The 22,989-nt window shown below is 59.7% G+C and carries 21 protein-coding genes and 2 pseudogenes; 12 read left to right on the forward strand and 11 right to left on the reverse strand.

What is annotated here, in order from left to right; translation table 11 throughout:
• Positions 1-166: 166 nt before the first annotated feature.
• Both ggt and RHM68_RS21000 read left to right on the forward strand, forming a co-directional pair.
• The gene (gene ggt / locus RHM68_RS20995) at positions 167-2,011 is read left to right on the forward strand and encodes a gamma-glutamyltransferase (protein ID WP_322218735.1); all 1,845 of its coding nucleotides are present in this window, start codon (positions 167-169) and stop codon (positions 2,009-2,011) included.
• Positions 2,012-2,252: 241 nt separating this feature from the next.
• Complete coding sequence (locus RHM68_RS21000) at positions 2,253-3,248, forward strand: zinc-dependent alcohol dehydrogenase family protein (RefSeq protein ID WP_322218738.1); 996 nt, start codon at positions 2,253-2,255, stop codon at positions 3,246-3,248.
• A 67-nt stretch (positions 3,249-3,315) separates the two neighbouring features.
• Here RHM68_RS21000 and RHM68_RS21005 read toward each other — a convergent pair whose 3' ends face one another.
• The 4 genes and pseudogenes from RHM68_RS21005 to RHM68_RS21020 form a co-directional block, all read right to left on the reverse strand.
• A complete protein-coding gene (locus tag RHM68_RS21005; RefSeq protein ID WP_322218742.1) occupies positions 3,316-3,744 on the reverse strand; it encodes a TOBE domain-containing protein in 429 nt (142 codons plus the stop codon).
• 171 nt (positions 3,745-3,915) lie between these two features.
• A pseudogene (locus RHM68_RS21010) lies at positions 3,916-4,036 on the reverse strand (lysine transporter LysE); the annotation flags it as partial.
• Between the two features lie 44 nt (positions 4,037-4,080).
• Positions 4,081-4,293 (reverse strand): helix-turn-helix domain-containing protein, encoded by a 213-nt coding sequence (locus RHM68_RS21015; RefSeq protein WP_214378693.1) that lies wholly within the window; start codon positions 4,291-4,293, stop codon positions 4,081-4,083.
• 7 nt (positions 4,294-4,300) lie between these two features.
• Positions 4,301-4,861 carry a DUF2975 domain-containing protein gene (locus tag RHM68_RS21020; protein ID WP_322218747.1) on the reverse strand — a complete coding sequence of 187 codons (561 nt, stop codon included), beginning with the start codon at positions 4,859-4,861 and terminating at the stop codon, positions 4,301-4,303.
• A gap of 164 nt (positions 4,862-5,025) precedes the next feature.
• Between RHM68_RS21020 and RHM68_RS21025 the strand changes: the two genes are divergently transcribed.
• Together RHM68_RS21025 and RHM68_RS21030 are read left to right on the forward strand one after the other, a co-directional pair.
• Entirely contained in the window at positions 5,026-5,835 is an 810-nt protein-coding gene (locus tag RHM68_RS21025) for an AraC family transcriptional regulator (protein ID WP_322218750.1), read from the forward strand.
• A gap of 74 nt (positions 5,836-5,909) precedes the next feature.
• Positions 5,910-6,278: a cupin domain-containing protein gene (locus RHM68_RS21030; RefSeq protein ID WP_322218752.1), complete on the forward strand. Its 369-nt coding sequence runs from the start codon at positions 5,910-5,912 to the stop codon at positions 6,276-6,278.
• A 113-nt stretch (positions 6,279-6,391) separates the two neighbouring features.
• Here RHM68_RS21030 and RHM68_RS21035 read toward each other — a convergent pair whose 3' ends face one another.
• The 3 genes and pseudogenes from RHM68_RS21035 to RHM68_RS26835 form a co-directional block, all read right to left on the reverse strand.
• Entirely contained in the window at positions 6,392-6,991 is a 600-nt protein-coding gene (locus RHM68_RS21035; protein ID WP_322218755.1) for a flavin reductase family protein, read from the reverse strand.
• A 54-nt stretch (positions 6,992-7,045) separates the two neighbouring features.
• Entirely contained in the window at positions 7,046-7,477 is a 432-nt protein-coding gene (locus RHM68_RS26830) for a methyl-accepting chemotaxis protein (RefSeq protein ID WP_416195253.1), read from the reverse strand.
• Positions 7,478-7,585: 108 nt separating this feature from the next.
• Positions 7,586-8,362, reverse strand: a pseudogene (locus RHM68_RS26835) (PAS domain-containing protein); the annotation flags it as partial.
• A gap of 247 nt (positions 8,363-8,609) precedes the next feature.
• Between RHM68_RS26835 and RHM68_RS21045 the strand changes: the two are divergent.
• Complete coding sequence (locus RHM68_RS21045; protein ID WP_322218761.1) at positions 8,610-9,980, forward strand: gluconate:H+ symporter; 1,371 nt, start codon at positions 8,610-8,612, stop codon at positions 9,978-9,980.
• A 23-nt stretch (positions 9,981-10,003) separates the two neighbouring features.
• Here RHM68_RS21045 and RHM68_RS21050 read toward each other — a convergent pair whose 3' ends face one another.
• Positions 10,004-11,317, reverse strand: a complete 1,314-nt coding sequence (locus tag RHM68_RS21050; protein WP_322218764.1) for an MFS transporter — start codon at positions 11,315-11,317, stop codon at positions 10,004-10,006.
• A 201-nt stretch (positions 11,318-11,518) separates the two neighbouring features.
• Between RHM68_RS21050 and RHM68_RS21055 the strand changes: the two genes are divergently transcribed.
• The 6 genes from RHM68_RS21055 to RHM68_RS21080 all read left to right on the forward strand — a co-directional run bounded on the left by RHM68_RS21055 (position 11,519) and on the right by RHM68_RS21080 (position 20,412).
• Complete coding sequence (locus RHM68_RS21055; RefSeq protein WP_322218766.1) at positions 11,519-12,937, forward strand: short-chain fatty acid transporter; 1,419 nt, start codon at positions 11,519-11,521, stop codon at positions 12,935-12,937.
• 190 nt (positions 12,938-13,127) lie between these two features.
• Positions 13,128-14,825 carry an acid phosphatase gene (locus tag RHM68_RS21060; RefSeq protein WP_322218767.1) on the forward strand — a complete coding sequence of 566 codons (1,698 nt, stop codon included), beginning with the start codon at positions 13,128-13,130 and terminating at the stop codon, positions 14,823-14,825.
• Positions 14,826-15,010: 185 nt separating this feature from the next.
• Positions 15,011-16,708, forward strand: a complete 1,698-nt coding sequence (locus RHM68_RS21065; protein WP_322218771.1) for a molecular chaperone HscC — start codon at positions 15,011-15,013, stop codon at positions 16,706-16,708.
• Between the two features lie 11 nt (positions 16,709-16,719).
• A complete protein-coding gene (locus RHM68_RS21070) occupies positions 16,720-18,414 on the forward strand; it encodes a J domain-containing protein (protein ID WP_322218774.1) in 1,695 nt (564 codons plus the stop codon).
• Positions 18,415-18,532: 118 nt separating this feature from the next.
• Positions 18,533-19,705, forward strand: coding sequence for a hypothetical protein (locus RHM68_RS21075; protein WP_322218777.1), 1,173 nt, complete (start codon positions 18,533-18,535; stop codon positions 19,703-19,705).
• A 182-nt stretch (positions 19,706-19,887) separates the two neighbouring features.
• Entirely contained in the window at positions 19,888-20,412 is a 525-nt protein-coding gene (locus RHM68_RS21080) for an SET domain-containing protein-lysine N-methyltransferase (protein WP_322218780.1), read from the forward strand.
• A gap of 6 nt (positions 20,413-20,418) precedes the next feature.
• Here the strand turns inward: RHM68_RS21080 and can are convergent, their stop codons facing one another.
• Positions 20,419-21,063: a carbonate dehydratase gene (can, locus tag RHM68_RS21085; RefSeq protein ID WP_322218783.1), complete on the reverse strand. Its 645-nt coding sequence runs from the start codon at positions 21,061-21,063 to the stop codon at positions 20,419-20,421.
• 169 nt (positions 21,064-21,232) lie between these two features.
• Between can and RHM68_RS21090 the strand changes: the two genes are divergently transcribed.
• Positions 21,233-21,637: a serine kinase/phosphatase gene (locus RHM68_RS21090; RefSeq protein WP_322218786.1), complete on the forward strand. Its 405-nt coding sequence runs from the start codon at positions 21,233-21,235 to the stop codon at positions 21,635-21,637.
• A gap of 108 nt (positions 21,638-21,745) precedes the next feature.
• Here RHM68_RS21090 and rimI read toward each other — a convergent pair whose 3' ends face one another.
• Positions 21,746-22,198: a ribosomal protein S18-alanine N-acetyltransferase gene (gene rimI / locus RHM68_RS21095; protein WP_322218789.1), complete on the reverse strand. Its 453-nt coding sequence runs from the start codon at positions 22,196-22,198 to the stop codon at positions 21,746-21,748.
• A complete protein-coding gene (locus RHM68_RS21100; protein WP_322223899.1) occupies positions 22,191-22,931 on the reverse strand; it encodes an energy transducer TonB in 741 nt (246 codons plus the stop codon). Before RHM68_RS21100 ends, rimI begins: the two co-directional genes overlap by 8 nt.
• Positions 22,932-22,989 lie beyond the last annotated feature (58 nt).

The following is a 22,989-nucleotide window of genomic DNA, read 5'->3' on the forward strand; positions in this document are numbered from 1 at the left end:
TGATTTTCTGAGCGGTATGTTGCCCTAGACCCTACAGAAGATTCGTCTTCGCATGAAGGGTCAAACCCTTCTTACTGTCATCCCATTTAACCGCATGCGCGTTGCGTCCCTATCTGTCGGCCGATAAAGTCCACAGATCCTTTATCCCACGGACGGAGTACACCGCGTGTTTACAGCCTTGCCCTTGAGCCGCCGTCACCTGTCAGCCCTGTCGCTGATTGCGACCGCCCTAACACTCTGCGCTTGCAACGCGGCGCCTGCTTCGCCGCCGGTATCGAAGCTGCCACTCGCCCCGGAAATCGCCTCGGGTTACCGCACTGATCTGCGTACCCAGCACGCCGCGACACACATGGCAGCGGCAGCCAACCCACTGGCCGCCGAGGCCGGACGAGCAATGCTGCGCCAGGGCGGTTCCGCAATCGATGCCGCGATTGCCATGCAAGCGGTGCTGACACTGGTCGAGCCACAGTCCTCCGGTATCGGCGGCGGTGCGTTGATCGTGTTGTGGGATGGCAAAGCCGTGCGCACCTACGACGGCCGGGAAACGGCGCCGGCCGGGGCCACTGAAAAACTGTTTCTGAACGCTGACGGCACACCGATGCCCTTCCCCCAGGCGCAGATCGGTGGACGATCCGTCGGGACGCCGGGCGTCTTGCGCGCGCTCGAACTGGCCCATCAAGCAAACGGCCGGCTGCCATGGGCGACACTGTTCGAGCCCGCGATCAAACTCGCGGAACACGGCTTCGCCATCTCGCCACGCCTGCATCAATTGATCGCCTCGGACACTTACATCCAGCGCTCGCCTGACATGGCCGCGTACTTTCTCAATGCCGATGGCAGTCCGAAAGCGGTCGGCACCCTGCTGAAAAACCCGGCACTGGCGGCCGTGCTGCAACGCATCGCCACCGAAGGCCCGGATGCGCTATACAAAGGCCCCATCGCCGCTGAAATCGTCGCCAAAGTCCGAGGCCACAAAAACCCTGGCAGCCTGTCGTTGAACGACCTTCAAGGTTACCGGGCCAAGGAACGTACGCCGCTGTGTACCGACTACAAACGCTGGCAAGTCTGCGGCATGCCGCCACCGTCATCCGGCGGGATTGCCGTGGCGCAAATCCTCGGCACGTTACAAGCCCTGGAAACCCAAGACCCACGCTTCGCCCTGGCACCGCTAAAACCGCTCAAGACAACCAAACCGGCAGGCATCGAACCGGCGCCTGAAGCCGTACACCTGATTTGCGAAGCCGAGCGTTTGGCCTACGCCGACCGCGCGCAGTATGTCGCCGACACCGATTTCGTCCAGGTGCCGGTCAACGGTCTGGTGGACCGCGCCTACCTGGCCAGCCGCGCCGCACTGATCAGCGACACCAGCATGGGCGTGGCCAAACCTGGGACCCCAGCGGGAATTCAGGTCGCCTACGCACCGGACCGTTCGCCGCTGCGCATCTCCACCTCGCAAGTGGTGGCGGTCGATGACCGTGGCGGCGCGGTATCGATGACGACCACCGTCGAAGCCGCGTTCGGCTCGCACCTGATGGTCCAGGGTTTTTTGCTCAACAATCAAATGACTGACTTCTCGTTCATCCCCGAAGAGAACGGGCAAAAGGTCGCTAACCGCGTTGAACCCGGCAAGCGCCCGCGCTCGTCCATGGCGCCGACACTGATCTTTGACCGTCAGAGTGGCGAATTCGTCGCCACCGTCGGTTCCCCCGGCGGCTCGCAGATCATCGAATACGTCGCCAAAACCACCATCGGCTTACTCGACTGGAATCTCGACCCGCAAACCGCCATCAACCTGCCCAACTTCGGCAGCCGTAACGGTCCGACCGAACTGGAACAAGGCCAGTTCAGCCCGGCACTGATACAAGCGCTGAAGGACAAGGGGCACGCGGTGAACGAAATCGACATGACCAGCGGCACGCAGGCGATTGTTCGGATCAAGGATGCGCAGGGAAAGGCATCGTTGGCGGGTGGCGCCGATCCACGGCGCGAGGGCGCCGCGCTGGGAAATTGAGTCCTGCGCGTTAATCAGAACGGGCTTACCGCGAGGCAGGCCTTTTTATACTCGGCGAATGGAGGCGCCGGGCGCGCAGCCTTCCTGGATGATCAACGGATCGGGCGTAGAGCCATTCAGGGTTACAGCGAGAGGCCTTGGTGACTGAAGGGTGCCTGATTTACAGTCGACCACGGGCCGCGAATAATTCCGCCCATTTACGGAGGCGACAAGCGCTCCCGTTCCTGCTTGAGGTTTGCCCATGTCCAGCACGATGCGCGCATTGATACTGAACGACTATGCCACCGGTTACTTCACCGACACCCGGATGCCCCGTCCCGAGGCGGGCCCCGGTCAAGTGCTGGTGCGCGTAGTAGCCAGTGGTGTGAACCCGATCGACTACAAGATCCGCACCGGTAATGCGCCCTATGCGATGCCCGATCTGCCGGCGATTATCGGGACCGATCTGGCCGGTGTGGTGGAAGCTCTGGGCCCTGGCGTGACCCGGTTTGCGCTCGGCGACGAAGTGTTCGGCCTGACGGGTGGTGTGCGGGGCCTTCAGGGATCACTGGCTGAATACGCCGCCGTCGATGCGGACCTGCTAGCTCATAAACCGAGCAATATCAGCCTGCGGGAAGCGGCTGCGATGCCGCTGGTGTTTCTGACGGCATGGGAAGGTTTGGTCGATCGCGTCGGCGTCAAAGCCGGTCAACGCGTACTCGTGCATGGCGGTGCCGGAGGAGTGGGCCACGCGGCGGTTCAAATCGCCAAAGCCATGGGCGCCGAGGTCTTCACCACGGTCTCGGCAGGCAAGAAAAACATCGTCGAAAGCTACGGCGCCACGGCCATCGACTACAACGCCAGTCGGGTTGCCGACTACGTCGAGGCCCACACCGCAGGCCAAGGGTTCGATGTGATCTATGACACCGTCGGTGGCGCCAGCCTTGATGCCTCGTTCGAGGCGATTGCACATTACGGCCATATCGCCAGTTGTGCCGCCTTCGCTCAGCACAGCCTGGCGGTGGGTTCACTTCGATGTGCCACCCTGTCCGGCGTCTTTGTGCTACTGCCAATGCTCAGTGGCATTGGCCGGGCGCACCACGGTGACATTCTTAAACAGGCCGCGCAGATGGTTGAGCAAGGGACGTTCAAACCACTGCTCGACGCGCACCGTTATTCACTGGCCGACGCCCATGCCGCTCACGACGCGGTGCAGTCGGGATCAGCGGTGGGCAAAGTGGTGATCGACATCGCTTAAGCAGTGAACAGTGCGATGCCTGGCTAAAAGGGGAAACCTGTGGCGAGTGGTCTCGCCACACGCGACATCACGCAGGCACGCCCAGAATGATGTGTGACGCCTTGATCACTGCTGTAGCGCTAACGCCCGGCGCCAGTCCCAGTTCGGCGACAGCCTCACGGGTAACAATCGAATAGACGTCACTGCCGCCTTCAAGCGTGATGACCACTTCAGCGTTCACCGCACCATCAGTCACGCTGGTGACCTTGCCTTCCAGGCAGTTACGCGCCGAAAGACGAATGTCGCTGGACTCGGTCATCAGCATTACCCAAGGCGCCTTCACCAACGCGACCGCCTCCTTGCCAACCGCCAGGCCAAGGCTCTTGACGCTTTCCATGGTCACGACAGCCACCAGTTCATTGCCTCCCGGCAGTTTCAGCGATACCTCGGCGTTGACGGCGCCTGGCTGAAGTTTGCTGATGGTGCCCTTGAAGACGTTACGTGCGCTGACTTTCATGTTGTTGCCCCTATTGATTTTTTTTGTATACAACTTTGTGCATGATTCGGGATCTCACGCCATTAGGCAACAACACAACTACGCCCTAACCTACTTCCACGCTTCAATTCCGGACGTCAGGACGACACCTCCTCAGCGATTGGCCAGCAGGTGCGCGCCGAACAGCAGGTAGCAACTGGCGGCCAACTGTGCAGTGTTGAAGAAGTTGGGCCCCGGCGTTACCACCGCGACCGTCTACAACACGGCCAACGACACCAAGGTGTGCGGCATACGTCACGTGTGCTTGTTCCATCCTGGAAACCTCCTTGGTGGTCGGTCTTGACGCGGTGCTTACTATTACTCGACCTCGGGCACATGGATCAACAGGTCGCCCGGCTGACAATTCAAGTGCTTGCAAATCGCGTCCAGGGTTGCCAAACGCAACCCCTTGACCTTGCCTTGCTTCAGCAGAGAAAGGTTGGCTTCGGTAATCCCGATAGCGGCCGCAAGGTCTTTGGATTTGACCTTACGCAACGCAAGCATCACGTCCAACTGAATGACAATTGACATAAGAGTCTCAAACGAAGGTGCGGTTTTCAGAGTCCACTTCACTGGCCTGCCACAGGATACGCGCGATGATCGAAATACAGGCAGCCAGGAACAACGCAACAAACGTCGGTGCCGTAATACTTAACGAAACCAACCGCTCACCGACCGGCGCATTGATGGTCACCCAAACGCTGAGCAAAGGCTCGCACAGAAAATCGAGCAGCACCCAGATAGCCACGCCACGCCCTACCTTCCCGAGGTGAAGTGCGGCCTCACGGGAAAAATACTCCCCGCGAGCATAGGTCTGAAACAAGCGACGCAAGTACACCAACCCGAACGCCATCGCCAATAGGGGCACGCTTGATAACACGATACCGCCCAGCGCTTGCCACCAAGGAAACAGCGCTGCCTGGTCGGCCATATCCCCGAGCTGGCGCTCGGTCAGAGCAAAACCCAACCCCCACCCATTTTTCTCAACCAGGGAAGGAACGAGCCAGAGCAAAGCGTTGAGCAGGAGCATCACGGCGATCAGCAACAGAGTGACCACCGCCATACGCTGGCTGAGTTGGGCAAGACGATTGGAAGTCATGGCGTAGCCTTACAGGAATGGGCGGAAGCAAAATCCTAAGCATTTAATTATCGTAAAACAATAATTAATAACTGTAAAACATGTATCTGCAAGCTTCTGAGGACATATCAACCACTCTGACTTACTGTGTCGAACATCGCCCCCAAGGCAATCGAGCATCAACCATGCACAAGCTCTCGCCTCGCATCGACTGGTTTTACCGGGCGCCTGACGTGGGTGGGTTCCAGCGTTTCGAGGCGTTTTTCGCCGGTCATGGCTACGACCTTCACCGCCACGATACTTACGCCATCGGCCGCACCCTGGCCGGGGTCCAGCGTTTTCAGTACCGCGGCGGCTGGCGCCACAGCCTGCCAGGTGGCACGTTGGTGCTGCACCCGGACGAACTCCATGATGGCGAGGCGGGCACTGAGGACGGTTTCAAATACCGCATGCTGTACGTAGAACCGGCGCTGATACAGCAGATGCTCGGCGGCCAGCCACTGCCGTTCATCAAGACGGGTCTGTCCACGGATCCACGTTTGTTGGCCGCCACCGATGTACTGCTGCGAAGTCTGGACGCCCCTCTTGAACCCTTGGAACAACAGGACGCGTTGTTCGACCTGGCACACGCCTTAAGTACCGTGTCCGGTGTGGTCGCCAAACGTCAGCGCTTCGACTATGTCGCTGCCGAGCGCGCACGGGAGTTTATCCACAGCGCTCTGGACCGCACCGTCACCCTTGAGGAACTGGCGCGACACAGCGGGCGGGATCGCTGGAGCCTGTCACGCGATTTCCGTCTGCTGTTCGGCACCAGTCCTTATCGATACCTGACCCTGCGTCGCCTCGACCTGGTCCGCTCGCTGCTGGTCCAGGGGCAGCCGCTGGTCAGCGCTGCGTTGATCGCCGGCTTCACCGATCAGAGCCATATGACCCGCCAATTTCGCAAAGCCTACGGCCTCTCGCCAGCGCGATGGATGAATATGCACCGCCGCTGAACCGCACAATCGTTCAAGAGTTACGCAGAAGCGCTCGCTATCTTGGGTCCGACATCCACCCGCGGAGCGCCCTGATGAACAGCTACAAAAGCCTGAACCTGGTACAGAAAACCAATCTGATTGAGCAACACTGGTCGCCTCGGGTCATCGCCGAAATGAACGACTATCAATTCAAGGTGGTGAAAATGCTGGGGGATTTCATCTGGCACGATCACCAGGAGACCGATGAGACTTTCATCGTCCTTGAAGGACAACTGCGCATCGACTTTCGCGACGGTTACGTCCTGATCTGCGCGGGGGAAATGTATGTGGTAGCCCAAGGCGTCGAGCACAAACCGTTCGCAGAGCAGGAGGTAAAGCTGCTGCTGATCGAACCCAAAGGCGTCGTAAACACCGGTGGTCAAGGGGGCGAGCGCACGGCGCAAAACGACCTGTGGATTTGAGTCCGTTGTGGCAATCGCCCCCCTGTCAGGCCTGAGCCCTGACACAATGATCGCCGTCCCGATGACCTGCCTTAACCGGCAGGCATCCGAAACAGCGCAGTTGCCGGCAGGCCCTATTCGCCCAGAACCTTGCCGTCCACCGGTTCACCGATCGTCAGGAAATGCCCGCCGGCAACATGGTGCAAAGTGCGCAGCGCATCCTGCCCATCGAAATGCCAGCGACCGTCGCCGAATACTCGTTCATCGGCATGAGCGGCAATGACTTCGCCCACAAACAGGTCGTATTGCTGCTGACTATGAGGCTCCGGCAACAGCCGGCACTCCAGCCAGGCGACACACCCTTCCAGCAGCGGCGCGTCAATCAACTCGCCGCTGAAGGTCTGTAAACCATAAGCCTGGAACTTGTCCTGATGTTGCTCCTGCGTCAACGCCAGCCCTGACGTCGAGCCAACGGTCTGCACAATATCGGCTTGCGCGGCGCAGGGCACGTTCAGCACAAACGTGCCGCAGGCTTCCAGGAGTTGCCGGGTCCAGGTGGACTTATCCAGCACCACGGCAATTTTCGGGGGATCAAAATCGAGGGGCATGGCCCAGGCCGCCGCCATGATATTGCGTTGGCCATCGTGGGCCGCGCTGACCAACACAGTCGGTCCGTGATTGAGCAAGCGATAGGCCTTGGACAAAGGAACCGGACGGCGATGAGAAACGGTCATGGGGGTCTGCTCCAGCACAAAATGCCGATTGTAGCGGGATTCAGTTGACGCGCCTTATGTCGCCAACTGGTTAGCAAACTGCCCTACCGCGCTCACCACTTTCTGCGCACCGTCGCGGATCTCGACGATCACCGTGCCGGCCTCTGCCGCCAGCGACAGTCCCTGCTCAGCCTGGAGTTTCCCGTCAGTCATCAGGGCCACGGCGTTGCGCGCCATGTCCTGATTCTGGCGCACCACTACGACAATTTCATCGGTGGCCTGGCTGGTACGCGATGCCAGTTGCCGGACTTCGTCGGCCACCACGGCAAAACCTCGGCCCTGCTCACCGGCCCGGGCGGCTTCAATAGCGGCGTTGAGGGCCAATAGATTGGTTTGTTCAGCAATGCCGCTGATGGTCTTGACGATGGTACCGATCACCAGTGACTGCTCGTTCAGCGCCTCGATGCCTTCGCCGGCAGTTTGCATATGCTTGGCAAGGTCACGCATTACGTCCACCGCCTGAGTCACCACGGCCGTACCGCGCTGAGCGCTGTTATCGGTTTGCAGCGAGGTGCTGTAGGCAATGTTGGCCGCGTCCGCAACGGCCTGCTCCTGGTTAACCTGGTCGGTGATCACTGTGGCGAATTTCACCACTTTGTAGAGTGTGTTGTTGGCATCCAACACGGGGTTGTAAGACGCCTCCAGCCAGACCACACGGCCATGGCTGTCGATACGTTTGAAACGGCCTGCCACAAACTCACCGTTGTTTAGACGGCGCCAGAAGTTCTGATACTCCGCGCTGTTGTATTCATGCGCCTCACAAAACGTGCGGTGATGCTTGCCCTGGATTTGTCCCAGGTTGTAACCCATCGCGTTGAGAAACCGTTCGTTGGCACTCAGCACGTTGCCATTGAGGTCGAACTCGATCACCGCCGTCGAACGCACCAGTGCGCCGATCAGGTTCTCGTGTTCGCGGGAGGCCTCAATGGTGCGAGTCAGGTCGCTGGCGCAAATCGAGAAGTGTCGGATCCGACCGTCCGAAGATCGCACCGGCTGCACAATTGAACGCAGCCAGGCCTCAGCGCCATTACCACGCAGCAAGCGCACGGCACCGGCAAAATGCTCGCCACGGCTCAGTGCGGCTTTGAACCGCTTATGGAATTCGTCCGACTTCACGTGCGCCGGAACGATGTCATCGATCGCACGGCCAATCAGGTCGTTGCTTTTGTAAAACATCTCGCCGAGGAAATTCTGATTGACTGATTGAATTCGCCCATCGGGGTCTAGCGTCAGAAACAGCATCTCGCTTTCCAGGCTTTCCTTGACTTGCTGAAGGCTGGAGAGTTCTTCGCGAAGAGCTGACAGCTCCTGCTTCAAGCGTTTGTTGAACATGGAAAGCACCGATGGGCAAGGTTAGAGAGCGATCTGACGATCTATAGCTAGCCATCGGCCTTCGGGATATTTTCTGAAGCGTGTTTCAGGCGAGTCCAGCAAAAAAGTGACGACGTGTCACAGGACGCTTACCAACACAGCTGGACTCGTTACAAAACCTACCGCTCTGGCACAACCAGATCAGGTATTCTCGGGGCAATTTGCAACAATATATTGCAGCGACACCTGCCCGCTAAGGAGCCCCCTTTTGGATTTATCGACCGCTGCCTGGATGGTTCACGACACCCGCTTAATTGTGTGCTGCCTGCTGGCGATCGCCACGATCATCGTGTTGATCAGCGCCACCAAACTCCCGCCCTTTCTCTCGATTCTGATCGGCACGTTCATCGCCGGCGTCGGCGCCGGTCTGCCGCCCGAAGAGGTCGCCAAAGCCTTCAGCAAAGGAGCCGGAACCATTCTGGGTGAAGCCGGGATCATCATTGCCTTGGGTTCGATGCTCGGCGCCTTGATGGCCGAGTCCGGGGCCGCCGACCGCATCGCTTCGACCTTGCTCGGTCTGGGCAAAGGCAGGTCATTGCCGTGGGTTATGGCAGTGGTGGCGATGGTGATTGGTCTGCCGCTGTTTTTCGAAGTAGGGCTGGTGATGATGGTGCCGATCATCTTCGTCATGGCCCGTCGCTCGGGTCAGCCGTTGCTGAAGATCGCCATTCCAGCTTTGGCCGGGATGACCACGTTGCACGCCTTGATGCCACCGCACCCAGGGCCGCTGATTGCGGTCAGTGCCTTGCACGCCGACCTCGGTCTGACTATGTTGCTGGGGTTCAGTATTGCGATCCCGGCAGTGATTCTCGCGGGCCCGATCTACGGCAACTGGCTGTCCAAACGCATGCACGTCGACGAGCCGGCGGAACTCGGCGCGCTCTTCAGCGCCCCGCCCAAGGCCCCGCGTCAGCCAAGCTTCGGCGTGTCATTGCTGATTATTCTGCTGCCGGTGTTGTTGATGCTTGGCAGCACCTTGGCGAAAGTCGCGATGAGCCCGCAAAACAGTGTCGCCTTGACCCTGAGGTTTCTCGGAGAGCCACTGGTGGCGCTGGGCATTGCCGTAATGGCGGCGGTCATGTGCCTCGGCTGGGCCAACGGCATGTCGCGTGAAGCCGTCGGCGGCACGCTGCGTAAAAGCCTCGCGCCAATTGCCGTGTTGCTGCTGACGATCGGTGCCGGTGGCGGCCTGAAACAGACGCTGCTCGATGCCGGCGTCAGCCAAACCATCAGCAAAGTCGCCGAAGGCGCACACATGCCGTATCTGCTGCTCGCCTGGCTGATCGCCGTTGCGTTACGTCAGGCAACGGGGTCGGCGACGGTCGCGACCACCACCACCGCAGGGATCCTTGCGCCAATGATGGCAGGGCTAGCGGCGACTCAAAGCTCGCTGGCGGCACTGGCGATTGGCGCCGGCTCGGTGTTTTTCTGCCACGTCAACGATGCCGGGTTCTGGATGGTGCGCGAGTACTTCGGCTTGCAACTCAAACAGACGATCTGGGTCTGGTCGATTCTGCAAACCATTGTCTCGGTAGTGGGGTTGGTGGGTACGCTGCTGTGGTGGCATTGGTTGACCTGAACCGCAACGCTCGCACCGTATAACTACAAACAGGGAGCCGCATGGCGGCTTTCGACCGTCGGCATGCGCGCGCCAAAATAGGCCGCGCTGCTGATGCCCACCGCGCCCATCACCGCGCAGAAAATCACACAGATCCAAGGGCTCCACGGCATCAGGCCGATCAATAGCAACGGTGTGATACTGGCCCATGCGGCGTAGGCAATGTTGTAGGTGAACGAGATGCCAGAGACACGAATCCGCGCGGGGAACAAGCTGACCATCACCGACGGCACCGCGCCGACCACGCCGCAACACAAGCCGGCAATCGCGTAGGCCAGGCCGGTCCATTGGCCGCCAATAATCAGGCAGGTGTAGAGCGTGCCGACACCCAGTGGCAGCAGCAGGCTGTAAAGCATGACCGTGCGCCACGCGCCGATACGGTCGACCAGCAACCCGGCGAGCACGCAGCCAATGTTCAGGAACACAATGCCCAAGGCACTGAGGGCGAACGTGTGACTGGCGGTCATGCCGAAGGTTTTCTGCATCATGGTCGGGGTGATCACCACGAACACCACCACCGCCGACGTCAAGACGCAGGTCAGGAGCATGGCCGGCAACATCGCCAGCCGATGTTCACGCAGTACCGTGCGCAGAGGCAATTCAACGGCGGCCTCACGCTGGGCCTGCATGGCCATGAAGACGGGGGTTTCACTGAGCAGGCGCCGCAGCCAGACACCCATCACACCCAATACGCCGCCCAGCAGGAACGGGTAACGCCAAGCGTAATCAAGGATGTCGGCCGGGGTAAACGCCTGCGCCAGAAAGGTCGCGGTCAAGGCGCCAATCAGGTAACCAAACGTCAGCCCCGCTTGCAGGAAACCGAGCGCATAACCGCGCCGCCCGGCCGGCGCGTGCTCGGCAACAAACACCCAGGCGCTGGGGACTTCACCGCCCACCGCCGCCCCCTGGAGAATGCGCAGGGCCAGCAGTAACAGCGGTGCGAAATATCCTATCTGGGCGTAAGTCGGCATGATGCCGATCAGCAGGCACGGCAGCGCCATCATCAGAATGCTCAGGCTGAAGACCTTCTTGCGCCCTAGCCTGTCGGCAAAATGCGCCATCAGAATCCCGCCCAGTGGGCGTGCCAGATAGCCGGTGACGAAAATCCCGAAGCTTTGCAGCAAACGCAACCACTCGGGCATGTCCGGGGGGAAAAACAGCTGGCTAAGGGTGAGGGCGAAAAACACGAAGATGATGAAATCGTAAATTTCCAGCGCCCCGCCAAGGGCCGCGAGGCCCAAGGTCTTGTAATCCGAGCGGGTGAACGGCGCGGGGCTCGTATCGGTGTTAGCAGTCATGAAAAGAACTCTGGCACAGGCAAAAACCAAGGCGCACATGGTCTACGCAAATGCGATGCTGGACAACCCGTTAGACCATAGTCACGGATTCGAAAAACAGCGTCACAAAACCGGGGCGATTGATTTACTGTTGGCGCTTGACCAGACGGGCCTTTGCGGCCCTGAACATGACAATAATCATAAAAATCCGGAGTATCCCCCGTGGCCGCTGATATCGACGATAGCCGCTATGCCCGCTTTGCCCTGCGCTGTTCAAGTTTTGCCGAACGCTGGTTCCCCGACTCCTGGGTATTCGCCGCACTGGCGGTGATTATCGTCGCCGTGGCAACCCTGGCCATGGGCGCCAAACCCACTGACGCAGCGATGGCCTTCGGTGATGGGTTCTGGAGCCTGATCCCGTTCACCATGCAGATGGCCTTTGTGGTGATCGGCGGTTATGTGGTGGCCAGTTCGCCACCGGCGGTGAAGCTGATCGATCGCTTGGCGCGGCTGCCGAAAAACGGTCGTTCAGCCGTGGCGTGGGTAGCGTTGATTTCGATGGTCGCCTCGTTGCTGAACTGGGGACTGTCGCTGGTGTTTGGCGGTTTGCTGGTGCGCGCCCTCGCCCGCCGCGTCGATCTGAAAATGGATTATCGCGCGGCCGGTGCGGCGGCGTATCTGGGCCTTGGGGCGGTGTGGGCGTTGGGGCTCTCCTCGTCCGCCGCGCAGTTGCAAGCCAACCCCGCCAGCCTGCCGCCGTCGATTCTGTCGATCACCGGGGTAATTCCGTTCACTCAAACGATCTTTCTCTGGCAGTCCGGCGTGCTGTTGCTCGCGCTGATCGTGGTCTCGCTGATCATCGCCTACGCCACCGCCCCCGGCCCGAATACCGCACGTGATGCCGAAGCCTGCGGCATTGACCCGAGTTTCAACCTGCCGCCACTGCAACCGCGCACACGACCCGGCGAATGGCTGGAACACAGCCCATTGCTGACGATTCTTCTGGTGCTACTGGCGGCCGGCTGGCTGTTCCATGAGTTCTCGACCAAACCGGCAATCAGTGCGATTTCCGGGCTCAATACCTATAACTTTCTGTTCCTGATGCTCGGCGCCCTGCTGCACTGGCGCCCTCGCAGCTTTCTCGACGCGGTCTCCCGTGCCGTGCCGACCACCACCGGGGTGCTGATCCAGTTTCCACTGTACGGCTCGATTGCTGCGCTCATGACCACCGTCAAAGGCACTGACGCTCAGACGCTGGCCCACCACATCTCGACCTTTTTCGTACAAATCGCGTCACACGACACCTATGCCCTACTGATGGGCGTGTACTCAGCGATCCTCGGCTTCTTCATACCGTCCGGCGGGGGCAAGTGGATCATTGAAGCGCCCTACGTGATGCAAGTGGCCACCGACCTGAAGTACCACTTGGGCTGGGCCGTGCAGATCTACAACGCCGCCGAAGCCCTGCCGAACCTTATCAACCCGTTCTACATGCTGCCGCTGCTGGGCGTACTCGGGTTGAAGGCGCGTGATTTGATCGGGTTTTCGTTTGTGCAGTTGCTGGTGCATACGCCGCTGGTGCTGTTTCTGCTGTGGGCGCTGGGCAAGACCCTGACGTATATGCCGCCGGTCATGCCGTAAAGTGCCAGGCGCTCATTCGCCAGCCAATCAGCGCCTGTTTTGTGCCGAGCGCGTGTGCGCCCTCGGCACAGGTTCTGTATCAACCATACGACTGCGGATCAGGGCCGACCTCGTGTAACCTCCCCGTCACATCGCGCTGCTAGCGTCCCGCCGAAACACACTGCAACAATTTCGTGAAAAAGGAATTGGAATGAACGACGACAAAGACGGAAACGACATCCCCTCCCCCGAAGTCGGTCAACCCACCGATACCAGCCGTCGCCGCTTTCTGGGCGGCGTGGCGGTACTGGGTGTTGGCGCAACCCTGAGTGCCTGCGGAAATCAGGGCAACGAGCCCGGCAAACCGGTGGAGCGTCCTCTGACACCCGCCGAGCTGGACAAAGCGTTGCACGAAAACGTGAAAAACGTGGTGGTGATCTACGGTGAAAACCGCAGTTTCAACAATTTGTTCGCGGATTTCCCAGGTGTCGAAAATCCGCTCTCTGCGCTCAAGCCCGAGCAGTATCAGCAACAGGACCGCGACGGTACGGCGCTGTCGAACCTGCCGCCGGTGTGGGGAGGCGTCAACCAGGTCGGCCCGCAAACCCTTGATGGCGTGACCTACCCCAGCGGCACACAGTTTCAGGAACATCTGCCCAATGCGCCTTATGCACTCAAAGGCCCGCAAGGCGAAGACTTACCCCTGAGCCTGGTCACGCGCGATTTGTGGCATGTGTTCTATCAGAATCAGATGCAAATAAATGGCGGCAAGAATGACCGCTTTGTCGCGTGGGCCGACTCCGGTGGCCTGACCATGGGTCATTACGCCCAGACCCGTTATTCGTTGCGTTTGTGGGATGTCGCCCGAGAATTCGTGCTTTGCGACAATTTTTTCCAAGGCGCTTTCGGTGGCTCGTACCTGAACCATCAATACCTGATCAGTGCTCAAGTACCGTTTTACCCGGACGCAGCCAATTCGATAGCCAAAGTGCAGATGGCCACGCTGCAAAGCGATGACCCGACCGATACCCGCCTAAAACCGTTGGACGCGTCCCCGGCCAGTGCGATGACCGGGCCGCCGCAGTTTGGCCCGAGCCTGCTGACCCCCGATGGCTTCGCCGTGAACACCATGGCGCCACCGTACTGGCCAACCTGGATCCGCGATCCAGAGCGCCCGGACTACGCCAAACCTTTACCCAGCGTATTGGTGCCTCAGACTCACGAACACATCGGCGACAAGCTCTCGAAGAAAAACGTCGATTGGGCGTGGTATGGCGGCGCCTGGCAAGCCACCATCGATGAGTATAAGGATTCGGGGAGCATTCCAAAGATTCCGAACTTCCAGTACCACCATCAGCCGTTCAACTACTTCAAGCAGCAAGGCCCTGAAAACCCCGCCGAGCGCAGCAAACGTCTGCGCGATGGTGGCTTGGGCGATGAATCGAGCACCAACAAGTTCCTGGCCGACGCCGAAGCGGGAACGTTGCCCGCAGTGACGTTCTACAAGCCTCAGGGCAACTTGAACATGCACGCCGGTTATGCCGACGTGGCCTCGGGCGACCGGCACATCGTGCGGGCACTGAAAGTGCTGCAACAAAGTCCGCAATGGAAAAACATGGTGGTAGTGATCACCGTTGATGAAAACGGCGGTTGGTGGGACCACGTTGCGCCACCCAAGGGTGATCGCTGGGGCCCAGGAACACGCATTCCGGCGCTGGTGATTTCACCGTTCGCACGCCAAGGCACAGTGGATCACACGGTGTATGACACGGCCTCGATCCTGCGACTGATCACGCGGGTGTTTCAGTTGGAGAAGCTCGACGGACTCAAATTGCGGGATGAGTCGATGATTGCGCGCGGCCAAAAACCGATGGGGGATTTGAGCAACGCCCTGCACTTTCCTGGCTGACCGTTAGCCCCGAGCAGGCTCAGGAGCGTTCGCTTGCCCTGTGAAGCGAACGCCACCGGCGCTCAAATGATCATAATAATAGCTAGGAGCCACTATCCGCTTTACCCCTTCACTGCTCCGGTAATATCCTTGCGCGAATATTATCTGTTTCAATTTTTTGCAGAATCGAAAGGGAGTTCGTTGTCATGATCGTAGGGATTGACCTAGGCACCACTAACAGCCTCGTCGCCGTCTGGCGTGGGGAGTCCAGTGAGTTGGTGCCCAATGCCCTCGGCCAGTTTTTGACACCGAGTGTGGTCGGCCTTGATGACCAGGGCCGCGTGCTGGTCGGCCAGGCCGCGCGTGAGCGTTTGCACACTCACCCGCGCCAGACCGCATCGTTGTTCAAGCGGCACATGGGCAGTGCCACGGAAGTCCGGCTGGGGGAAAAGCAATTTCGTCCCGAAGAACTGTCCGCCCTCGTGCTCAAAAGCCTGAAGGAAGATGTCGAGCGAGCCTTCGGCGAAACCGTGCATGAAGCGGTGATCAGTGTCCCTGCGTATTTCAGCGATGCCCAGCGCAAGGCGACACGCATTGCCGGCGAACTGGCCGGGCTGAAAGTTGAAAAACTGATCAACGAACCGACCGCCGCCGCCCTCGCGTATGGCTTGCACCAGCGGGACAAGGAAACCTCATTCCTGGTCTTCGACTTGGGGGGCGGGACCTTTGACGTATCGATCCTGGAACTTTTCGATGGGGTGATGGAAGTCAGAGCCAGTGCGGGCGATAACTTCCTCGGCGGTGAGGACTTCGACAGTGTGCTGCTGGAACACTTCCTCGAGCACCACCGCGCCACCGACGGTTTTCCTGACCGCAACAGCGTCGTTCAGCCCCTACGGCGTGAGGCCGAGCGGGTGCGCAAAGCCTTAGGGCACGACAGCAGCGCCGAATTCAGCTTGCGGGTCGACGGCCAGCAATGGACACAAACCATTACTCAACAGCAACTGGCAACGCTTTACGCGCCCTTGCTTGAACGCCTGCGCACGCCAATCGAGCGCGCCCTCAGGGACGCACGCATTCGGGTGAGCGACCTCAACGAGATCCTGCTAGTCGGCGGCACCACCCGCATGCCGCTGGTGCGCAAACTCGCGGCGGGCCTGTTTGGCAGGTTTCCTTCCATCAGCCTCGACCCGGATGAAGTCGTGGCCCACGGCGCGGCGATTCAGGCGGCACTCAAAGCGCGATCCGCCGCACTGGAAGAAGTGGTGTTGACCGACGTCTGCTCCTACACGTTGGGCATCGAAACCTCGACCCAGGTCGGCCAGCAATATGAAAGCGGGCATTACCTGCCGATCATCGAGCGCAACAGCATCGTGCCGGTGAGCCGGGTCAAGACGGTCTACACCCTGCAAGACAACCAGCAACAAGTCCTGCTGAAAATCTATCAGGGCGAAAGCCGTCTGGTGCGCGACAACGTGGCGCTGGGCGAACTGGACATCCCGGTGCCCAAGCGCAAGGCCGGTGAAGTCTCCCTGGACGTGCGCTTCACTTACGACAACAACGGTTTATTGGAAGCCCAGGTCAGCATTCCCCTGACCGGCGAACAGCATTCGCTGGTGATCGAAAACAATCCGGGGGTGCTGACGCCCGTCGAGATTCAGCAACGCTTGCAAGGCCTGGCGCTGCTCAAAATTCATCCACGCGACCAACAGGTCAACACGGTACTGACCGCACGCCTTGAACGGCTGTACCAGGAAAGTCTCGGGCAGGTGCGCGAGCAGATCGCCCACTGGGCCAAACAGTTCCAGCACGTCCTGGACTCTCAGGACGAGCGCCGGATTCGTGAAGCACGCAGTGAGCTGACGCAACAATTGAGCACCCTCGAAGGCGGCCTCTGGCACTAGGAGCCACCCACATGGATTGTTGGTCATTGCTGCAACTGCCCGAAGACACCGATGCGCGCAGCATCAAGCGCAGCTATGCGCGGTTGCTGAAAGTATTCCGGCCCGATGAAGACCCCGAAGGTTTCCAGCGTTTGCGCGAAGCCTACGAAGAGGCGCTCGACATCGCACGCTGGCGAGCCGAGCAGGCCGCCGACGAGCCTGAAGAAACAGGCGCCGAGCCGCTCCCGATGCTTGAACAAGCGGACGCCGGTAACCTGCGTGCGTGGTCCGATCTGCTCGAACTTGCACCCCTGAACCCTGGAGCGCTGAATCAGCGTCCACTTCACTCCCTTGACCTAGAACCGCGCCACTCGCAGCCCCTGCCCCGTGACTCGACTGTCCAGGACACCGAGCAAACCGCACGGGCGTTGCTAGAGGGGCTGTCGCAGGACAACCTGTCAGAGCGCTGGGAGCAGGCACAACAACAAAACTGTGCGCAAGCCTTCGAGCGGCGGCTGCTGCGGTTTTGCTTCAATCACCCGGGCCTGCGCAGCTCGGTTGCCGGGTGGGCCGTGCTGCATCTGGACTGGCTCACACCCTGGCAGCGCGTCTCGATGAGCGAAGGCGAGCAGGACGCACTCGCCAACTGTTTGCTACAGGACTATCGGCAAACGGCTCAGGAGCGACTCGAAGCCAAGCAAGAGCGCGAATTTTTAGCCTTGATCAAAAATTACTCCGCTCAACCCTGGCTACAGGTGTTTGACCGACAGCAACAATGGCAGCAGATCATCCTGCAACTGTTCAACGACACCGAGTGGAGTGTGCCGCTGTTCGACCGTGTCGCTCAGGTGTTCGGCTGGGATGATCAAAAAGGTATTCACCCGGAACCGGCCTGGATCTGGCAAGCGCTGATTGAGCGTTGCAAACAGGAGAGCTTTTATCAAAGCCAACGGGCCAAGTCCGAGAGCGACCGTCACTGGGCCGCCGATGTGCAGGCTGCGCGGTTGCTCATGACGCCAATGTCGCCCACGCAACAAAAGAAGATGATCAACGGCTTCGGCGCCAATGAATGGCAAGCTTGCCAAGACTTGGCGCACAACCTCAAGTGGCGTTATCCGCAACTGCTCTCACGGCTGCCCTGCGCTGATGTATTTTTTTGGCAACAGTTTCTTCCGCGCCCCATTGCTGCCCAAACCTGGGTGCGGGTATGGGCCGGCATCGCGCTGGCACTGTGGTTGTACTATTGCGGCAGCGACCGCGCCTCATCGAGCTACAGCCTCCTCGTACCGGCGACGGTGTTTGCCTGCGTTCCGGTCTGGTTCTTGCGTTTCGCCTTAATTCGGTGGGTGCCGATTACGTCTTACTTTTTTGTCTTGGACCTGTGGCTGACCGGGCATATTGTCCCCAAAGCATGGGACCCGGATTCCCGATGGCTGCTGCTGCGCCATGGCGTTCCTCAGGTCGTGATGCTGCTGTTGTTTGGCTTTTTGCTAGGGGGATTGGGCATGGCGACTTACCTGGGCTTCATGCTTATCGGGTTCGTACACAAGCGACGCCTCGGTGAACTCGATCCAGAGTTCTGCGCACGGCACCCTTGGTTGACCGCGCTGCATTGGGCGCATTTCAGCCCACTGCAGGTAGTGTTTTTGCTGGTTATGGTGGGGATCACGCTGTTCTGCCAGATCAACCAAACCGGTTTCCCGCTAACCCGTCTGCTGCCTGGCTAACGACTGCGGTACGGCGCGCATTCGGGTTTTTTCCAATCGCGGCCTACGCTTTCCGGCCAGTCTGCTTTAGTACCTAACGCCTGCCCCCAAAGGGGCTCACGCTGAAAAGGATCTGAGCATGTTCAAACTCGCAGGGCTTACCCTCGCCGCCCTCACGCTGAGCGCCGCCGCCCACGCCGATGTCGATCTCAAGCTCGGTAGCACCGAGCGCGTCACCCGGCTGTTTGCCTATCCGAACAATTGCAACGTGATCTGCTTTCGCAACTGGACGCTGGAGCAAACCGTCGAGCATTACCTGACCCAGAGTGTGCAACGCGACGGCTACAGTGCGGCGAAAGTTGTGGTTAAAACCGATAACGGGCAAATTTACGCCAACATCAAGGGCGTCCCCAACAGTTACGAAAAACCCTTGGCGGCGCTGCTTAATGCCGGGGAGCTGGCCTACACCGGCGCCAGAAAACTCAACGCGGATGGCAAGTGGGCATACAACTGGTATTTGTTCCTGCCGCTCGGCATGGCACTGGAAAACCGCAAGAGCGTCGAACTTCTGCACTTTCCACCGGATTACTCCCTGACCCAAGCCCAGGATTACCTACGCTCCGCCACTACTGATCGCTGGGCCACGCTGCTGACGGCGAATGGCATTCCCGCCGAACAGACGCCGGCCTATCAAACCATCATCGACATCGCGCCCATTGCCGCACCGTCTAACGCGGGCAAAGACCTGGAAGGCGTCTACGACCACTTCAAGGACTACCAGACCACCATGGTCAAGGAAGTCAGCCAGAACGCGAAAGGGGCCGCGTTACCCATGGTCGCCTTCGGCGCGCCTGTGCGTAACTGGCTCAAACAGCAATACGGGGTGACGGTCGATGTGCTGGGGCTGGCCACGATCAGCCCCAGCAACGGGTTGAAAGTGCCGGTACTGGGTTCCAACCATCCGAGCTACATCTGGTACGCCGCCGACCCTGCCAGTTACACCGGCAGCGACGCCCAGGCCAAGGCCGACGCCGCAGGCCTGAAGGTCATGGGGCAGGACTTGAGCGCCGCGTGCTGGCAGGCCGGGATGGGCAGCCAGCCGGGCGCCGATCCGGCCGCACAGCTGCAAAGCTGCACCCAAACCTGGCAAGTGACCCAAAAAGAAAAAACCTGCGAGCTGTTCTACACCTCAATCCGCCACCTGACGCAAGAGCAGGCCGTGGCCACGTGTGCAACGACGCCGATCAAGTCTCAACTCAAGCAACTGCAAGCCCCGGCGCCCCTGGCTGCGACGCCGACCCCAGTGCTTTGAAACGATAATCACCTTTCCCGCGTAAGCCTTGGCTGACGCGGGAAATCGCCTATTTCGTCTGTCAGTTCTGACAGTAGACCGTGGGGGCTAATTGCGAGAGGCTTTAAGCAATCCACACGTTACCGGGCTGACAGGGTTGTGAGCCTCCCCGCCTCTTCGCACAAACATCGACAAGGATCGTTATGAAACACCATGCCCATCACGGGACGCTTGCGCAGCCAACAGGTGGCATCTATCCCTTTGCAGAATTACCGGTTCACCTTGGATTCCCCTCCACTACCGACTTCGAGGTTATCTACAACGCCAACGGCTCAGCCGTCGCCGTTGCGGCGCTCCGGGAATTCCCACGCATCAGTCGCCTATGCCGGGCTTCAGGGCACTTGTTGCCTTATCGGTGCAGGTATACGCGGCAACTGGCGCCAGGCATTCATGTCTACGACCCACGCTTCAGCGGCCTGCTGCGCCACTCCTGCGACCCGAACGTATTTTTCGACATGAGCGAGCTGTGGTTGTGGGCGCTGAAGGACATTAAAAAAGGCGACCCGCTGACGATGGATTACGCAGCGACTGAAGACACATTGCTGCATCAGTTCGCCTGCCTGTGCGGATCAACGGAGTGTCGCGGCTGGATCACCGGCTACGACGAACCACCGAACGCCGACGGCCAGCTGTTTTTCAGGCACTGGCGTCGGCGAAGCCTCTGCTGAAGGGCCTTACGGCGCCCCAACTGGCCGTAGGCGGTATTGCGGCGGTAGTTGCTCAAAACCGCTGATGGTCGCGTTCAGGCTTTTCCAGCGCCCGTCCTTGATACCGTAGATGCAACCGTGGATCGAGAGGCTCTGCCCTCGGTGCCAGGCGTTTTGCACAATGCTGGTGTGACCGACGTTGGCCACTTGCTGGATCACGTTCAATTCGCAGAGACGGTCGACCTGCTCCTCTTCGGTAGGCAGTTGGGCCAGCACTTCACGGTTTTCGTAATAAAGATCACGAATCGAGCGCAACCAGCCGTCGATCAAGCCGAGCTGACGATCCTGCATCGAGGCGCGCACACCGCCGCATCCATAGTGGCCGGTGACCAGTATGTGTTTGACCTTGAGCACGTCCACCGCGTACTGAATCACCGACAGGCAATTGAGGTCGGTGTGCAGCACCACGTTGGCCACGTTGCGGTGTACGAACAGATCGCCCGGCAACATGCCGACAATCTCGTTCGCCGGCACGCGGGCGTCAGAGCAGCCGATCCACAGGTACTCAGGGGTTTGTTGACGAGCCAGCTTGGCGAAGAAGTCCGGATCTTCTTTAGTGATCGCGTCAGCCCAACGCTCGTTGTTATCAATCAGATCTTGTAATTCGTTCATGCAATGAAGCCTCAAGAATGATGCGCAGTTTTGACACACGATGGCCCGTCGGGGTCACGCGAGTGATACAGATACCTCCTTGATACCTACAACCGTCGCTCCATGCCGGTGGAATTCTCACAAGCCCAGTGGGTCCACTTTAGTAAGGCCCACAGTATGAGGAATTGCCATGACTGAATCACGACGTCCGTTCGATGCGGTTCAACCCGAGCCCATTGATGACAACGAAGACCGGATGGGCTCGATGCATGAGCTGGATTTCGACGAGGAAGAACCCAGCGCGAAAATCGGTGATGAGCTGCCGGAAAATGAACGCGAACGTCTTATGCCCCGTGAGCGTGTGCAAGAAGCCGGAATGACCGGGGCCTCGACCGATGACCATGAACCCACCGACGATGACATGAGCCCGGAAACGTTGATTCTTGAAGACGGCGCACGGGATGCACATGAGGCTGGCGAAGGCCATCAGGCCGATTGGGATCTGAGCATCGTCGATGAGGACGATATCGGTGGCGGTAACGGGCTGGATGAAGCGGAGTTGGCGCGGCGCGATCCGATTGACGGCAATCGCTGATTTTCAGCGCCTGACACCCGGCCTTCGCAAGCAGGCTCACTGCCACACGATGTACAGACGACACCGATTCATTGTGGGAGCGAGCCTGTTCGCGAAGCTTTTAAAACCTCAATCAACCAAGGTGCAGGCCATGACCACCGCATCTTCACGCCCGCCCACCGCCGGGTAGTAGTCCCGGCGACGACCAATCTCGTTAAAACCATAGCGCTCGTACAAACGAAACGCCCCGCGGTTGCTGTCACGCACTTCCAGGAAACACTCGCGCGCCTTGGCGTCATAGGCCCTCGACATCAACTGCTCGAGCAACGTCAAACCCAGGCCTCGGCTCTGATTCTCCGGCTTGACGGTGATGTTAAGCAGGTGCGCCTCATCCAGAATGATCTGCACTACGCCATGACCGACCTGCTGCGACCCCTCGAACATCAGCCAGATTTGGTACTTGCCCAAACCATCGAGAAAAATCCCACGGGTCCAGGGATGGCTGTAGGCCGCGTATTCAATCTTCAGCACAGCGTCGAGATCCGCCTCGGTCATCGGGCGGAACGATACAGCGTCACTCATTCGATTCTTTCCAGCGCGCCATCAGCCGACGCATGGCTTGCCAGACATCAGCCTTACGCTGTGGCTCTTCCATTAATAATTCCAGACCCGGCAGGGCCCAGACCGAGCCCAGGCCTTCGACCTGGAGTTCACGGTTGAACGATTCGGCGTTGGCCTCACCGGCAAAACGCACCGCTGGCAGGCCGATCAACCACAGGCAGACGCACGGGCCGTCTTCGAGCCGTGCCGAGAGGAAACCTTGTACGAAATCGCGCGCGGCTTCTGGGCCTTGATCCATCGTGCCGCGAACCAGCAACGGCCAGCGCACCGGTTCGCCGACGATCTGCGGACTGTCCGGCAGACCGGCGGCACGCAACATGTCCTTGAGCAACAAATAGGCAGGGTCGCGGGTCTGGAAGGATTCGCCTGTGGGTAACTCGACCAGCAGCAGGCAACGTCCGGCTCGCAGCAATTGCAAAGCGAAGCGCGGTGGCGGCACGACCGGCGCCTTGGCCACGACCGGCGCCGTCTCTTCTTCGACCTTGGCGTTGGTGCGCGTGCTGGCCAACGATGGTCGCGGCACCTCGATTTTCACCCGTTCGGCCGGTGGAACCTGCGGCTCCACGGGCGCTTCAGCCACAGGGGCCAACGCCACCGGGGGGATGACCAACGGCTCGGGCACCTCCAACAGTTCGGGGCGCGAGGGCGCGGCAAAGGGCAATTCGGTGCGCGGCAGCCAGTTGACCACCTGCATGGCGGTCAAATAAGCGCGGCGACGAGACTCGATAAGCAAAGGTCGGCCACTTGTGGAT

The sequence above is a fragment of the Pseudomonas sp. DC1.2 genome (assembly GCF_034351645.1).
GTDB lineage: Bacteria > Pseudomonadota > Gammaproteobacteria > Pseudomonadales > Pseudomonadaceae > Aquipseudomonas.

Bases quoted from the DNA above. Each gene is read 5' to 3' on its own strand.
- RHM68_RS21000 (WP_322218738.1), top strand. From the start codon at position 2,253: ATGTCCAGCACGATGCGCGCATTGATACTGAACGACTATGCCACCGGT.
- RHM68_RS21005 (WP_322218742.1), bottom strand. From the start codon at position 3,744: ATGAAAGTCAGCGCACGTAACGTCTTCAAGGGCACCATCAGCAAACTT.
- RHM68_RS21015 (WP_214378693.1), bottom strand. From the start codon at position 4,293: ATGTCAATTGTCATTCAGTTGGACGTGATGCTTGCGTTGCGTAAGGTC.
- RHM68_RS21020 (WP_322218747.1), bottom strand. From the start codon at position 4,861: ATGACTTCCAATCGTCTTGCCCAACTCAGCCAGCGTATGGCGGTGGTC.
- RHM68_RS21025 (WP_322218750.1), top strand. From the start codon at position 5,026: ATGCACAAGCTCTCGCCTCGCATCGACTGGTTTTACCGGGCGCCTGAC.
- RHM68_RS21030 (WP_322218752.1), top strand. From the start codon at position 5,910: ATGAACAGCTACAAAAGCCTGAACCTGGTACAGAAAACCAATCTGATT.
- RHM68_RS21035 (WP_322218755.1), bottom strand. From the start codon at position 6,991: ATGACCGTTTCTCATCGCCGTCCGGTTCCTTTGTCCAAGGCCTATCGC.
- RHM68_RS26830 (WP_416195253.1), bottom strand. From the start codon at position 7,477: ATGCGTGACCTTGCCAAGCATATGCAAACTGCCGGCGAAGGCATCGAG.
- RHM68_RS21050 (WP_322218764.1), bottom strand. From the start codon at position 11,317: ATGACTGCTAACACCGATACGAGCCCCGCGCCGTTCACCCGCTCGGAT.
- RHM68_RS21060 (WP_322218767.1), top strand. From the start codon at position 13,128: ATGAACGACGACAAAGACGGAAACGACATCCCCTCCCCCGAAGTCGGT.
- RHM68_RS21065 (WP_322218771.1), top strand. From the start codon at position 15,011: ATGATCGTAGGGATTGACCTAGGCACCACTAACAGCCTCGTCGCCGTC.
- RHM68_RS21070 (WP_322218774.1), top strand. From the start codon at position 16,720: ATGGATTGTTGGTCATTGCTGCAACTGCCCGAAGACACCGATGCGCGC.
- RHM68_RS21075 (WP_322218777.1), top strand. From the start codon at position 18,533: ATGTTCAAACTCGCAGGGCTTACCCTCGCCGCCCTCACGCTGAGCGCC.
- RHM68_RS21080 (WP_322218780.1), top strand. From the start codon at position 19,888: ATGAAACACCATGCCCATCACGGGACGCTTGCGCAGCCAACAGGTGGC.
- can (WP_322218783.1), bottom strand. From the start codon at position 21,063: ATGAACGAATTACAAGATCTGATTGATAACAACGAGCGTTGGGCTGAC.
- RHM68_RS21090 (WP_322218786.1), top strand. From the start codon at position 21,233: ATGACTGAATCACGACGTCCGTTCGATGCGGTTCAACCCGAGCCCATT.
- rimI (WP_322218789.1), bottom strand. From the start codon at position 22,198: ATGAGTGACGCTGTATCGTTCCGCCCGATGACCGAGGCGGATCTCGAC.
- RHM68_RS21100 (WP_322223899.1), bottom strand. From the start codon at position 22,931: ATGCAGGTGGTCAACTGGCTGCCGCGCACCGAATTGCCCTTTGCCGCG.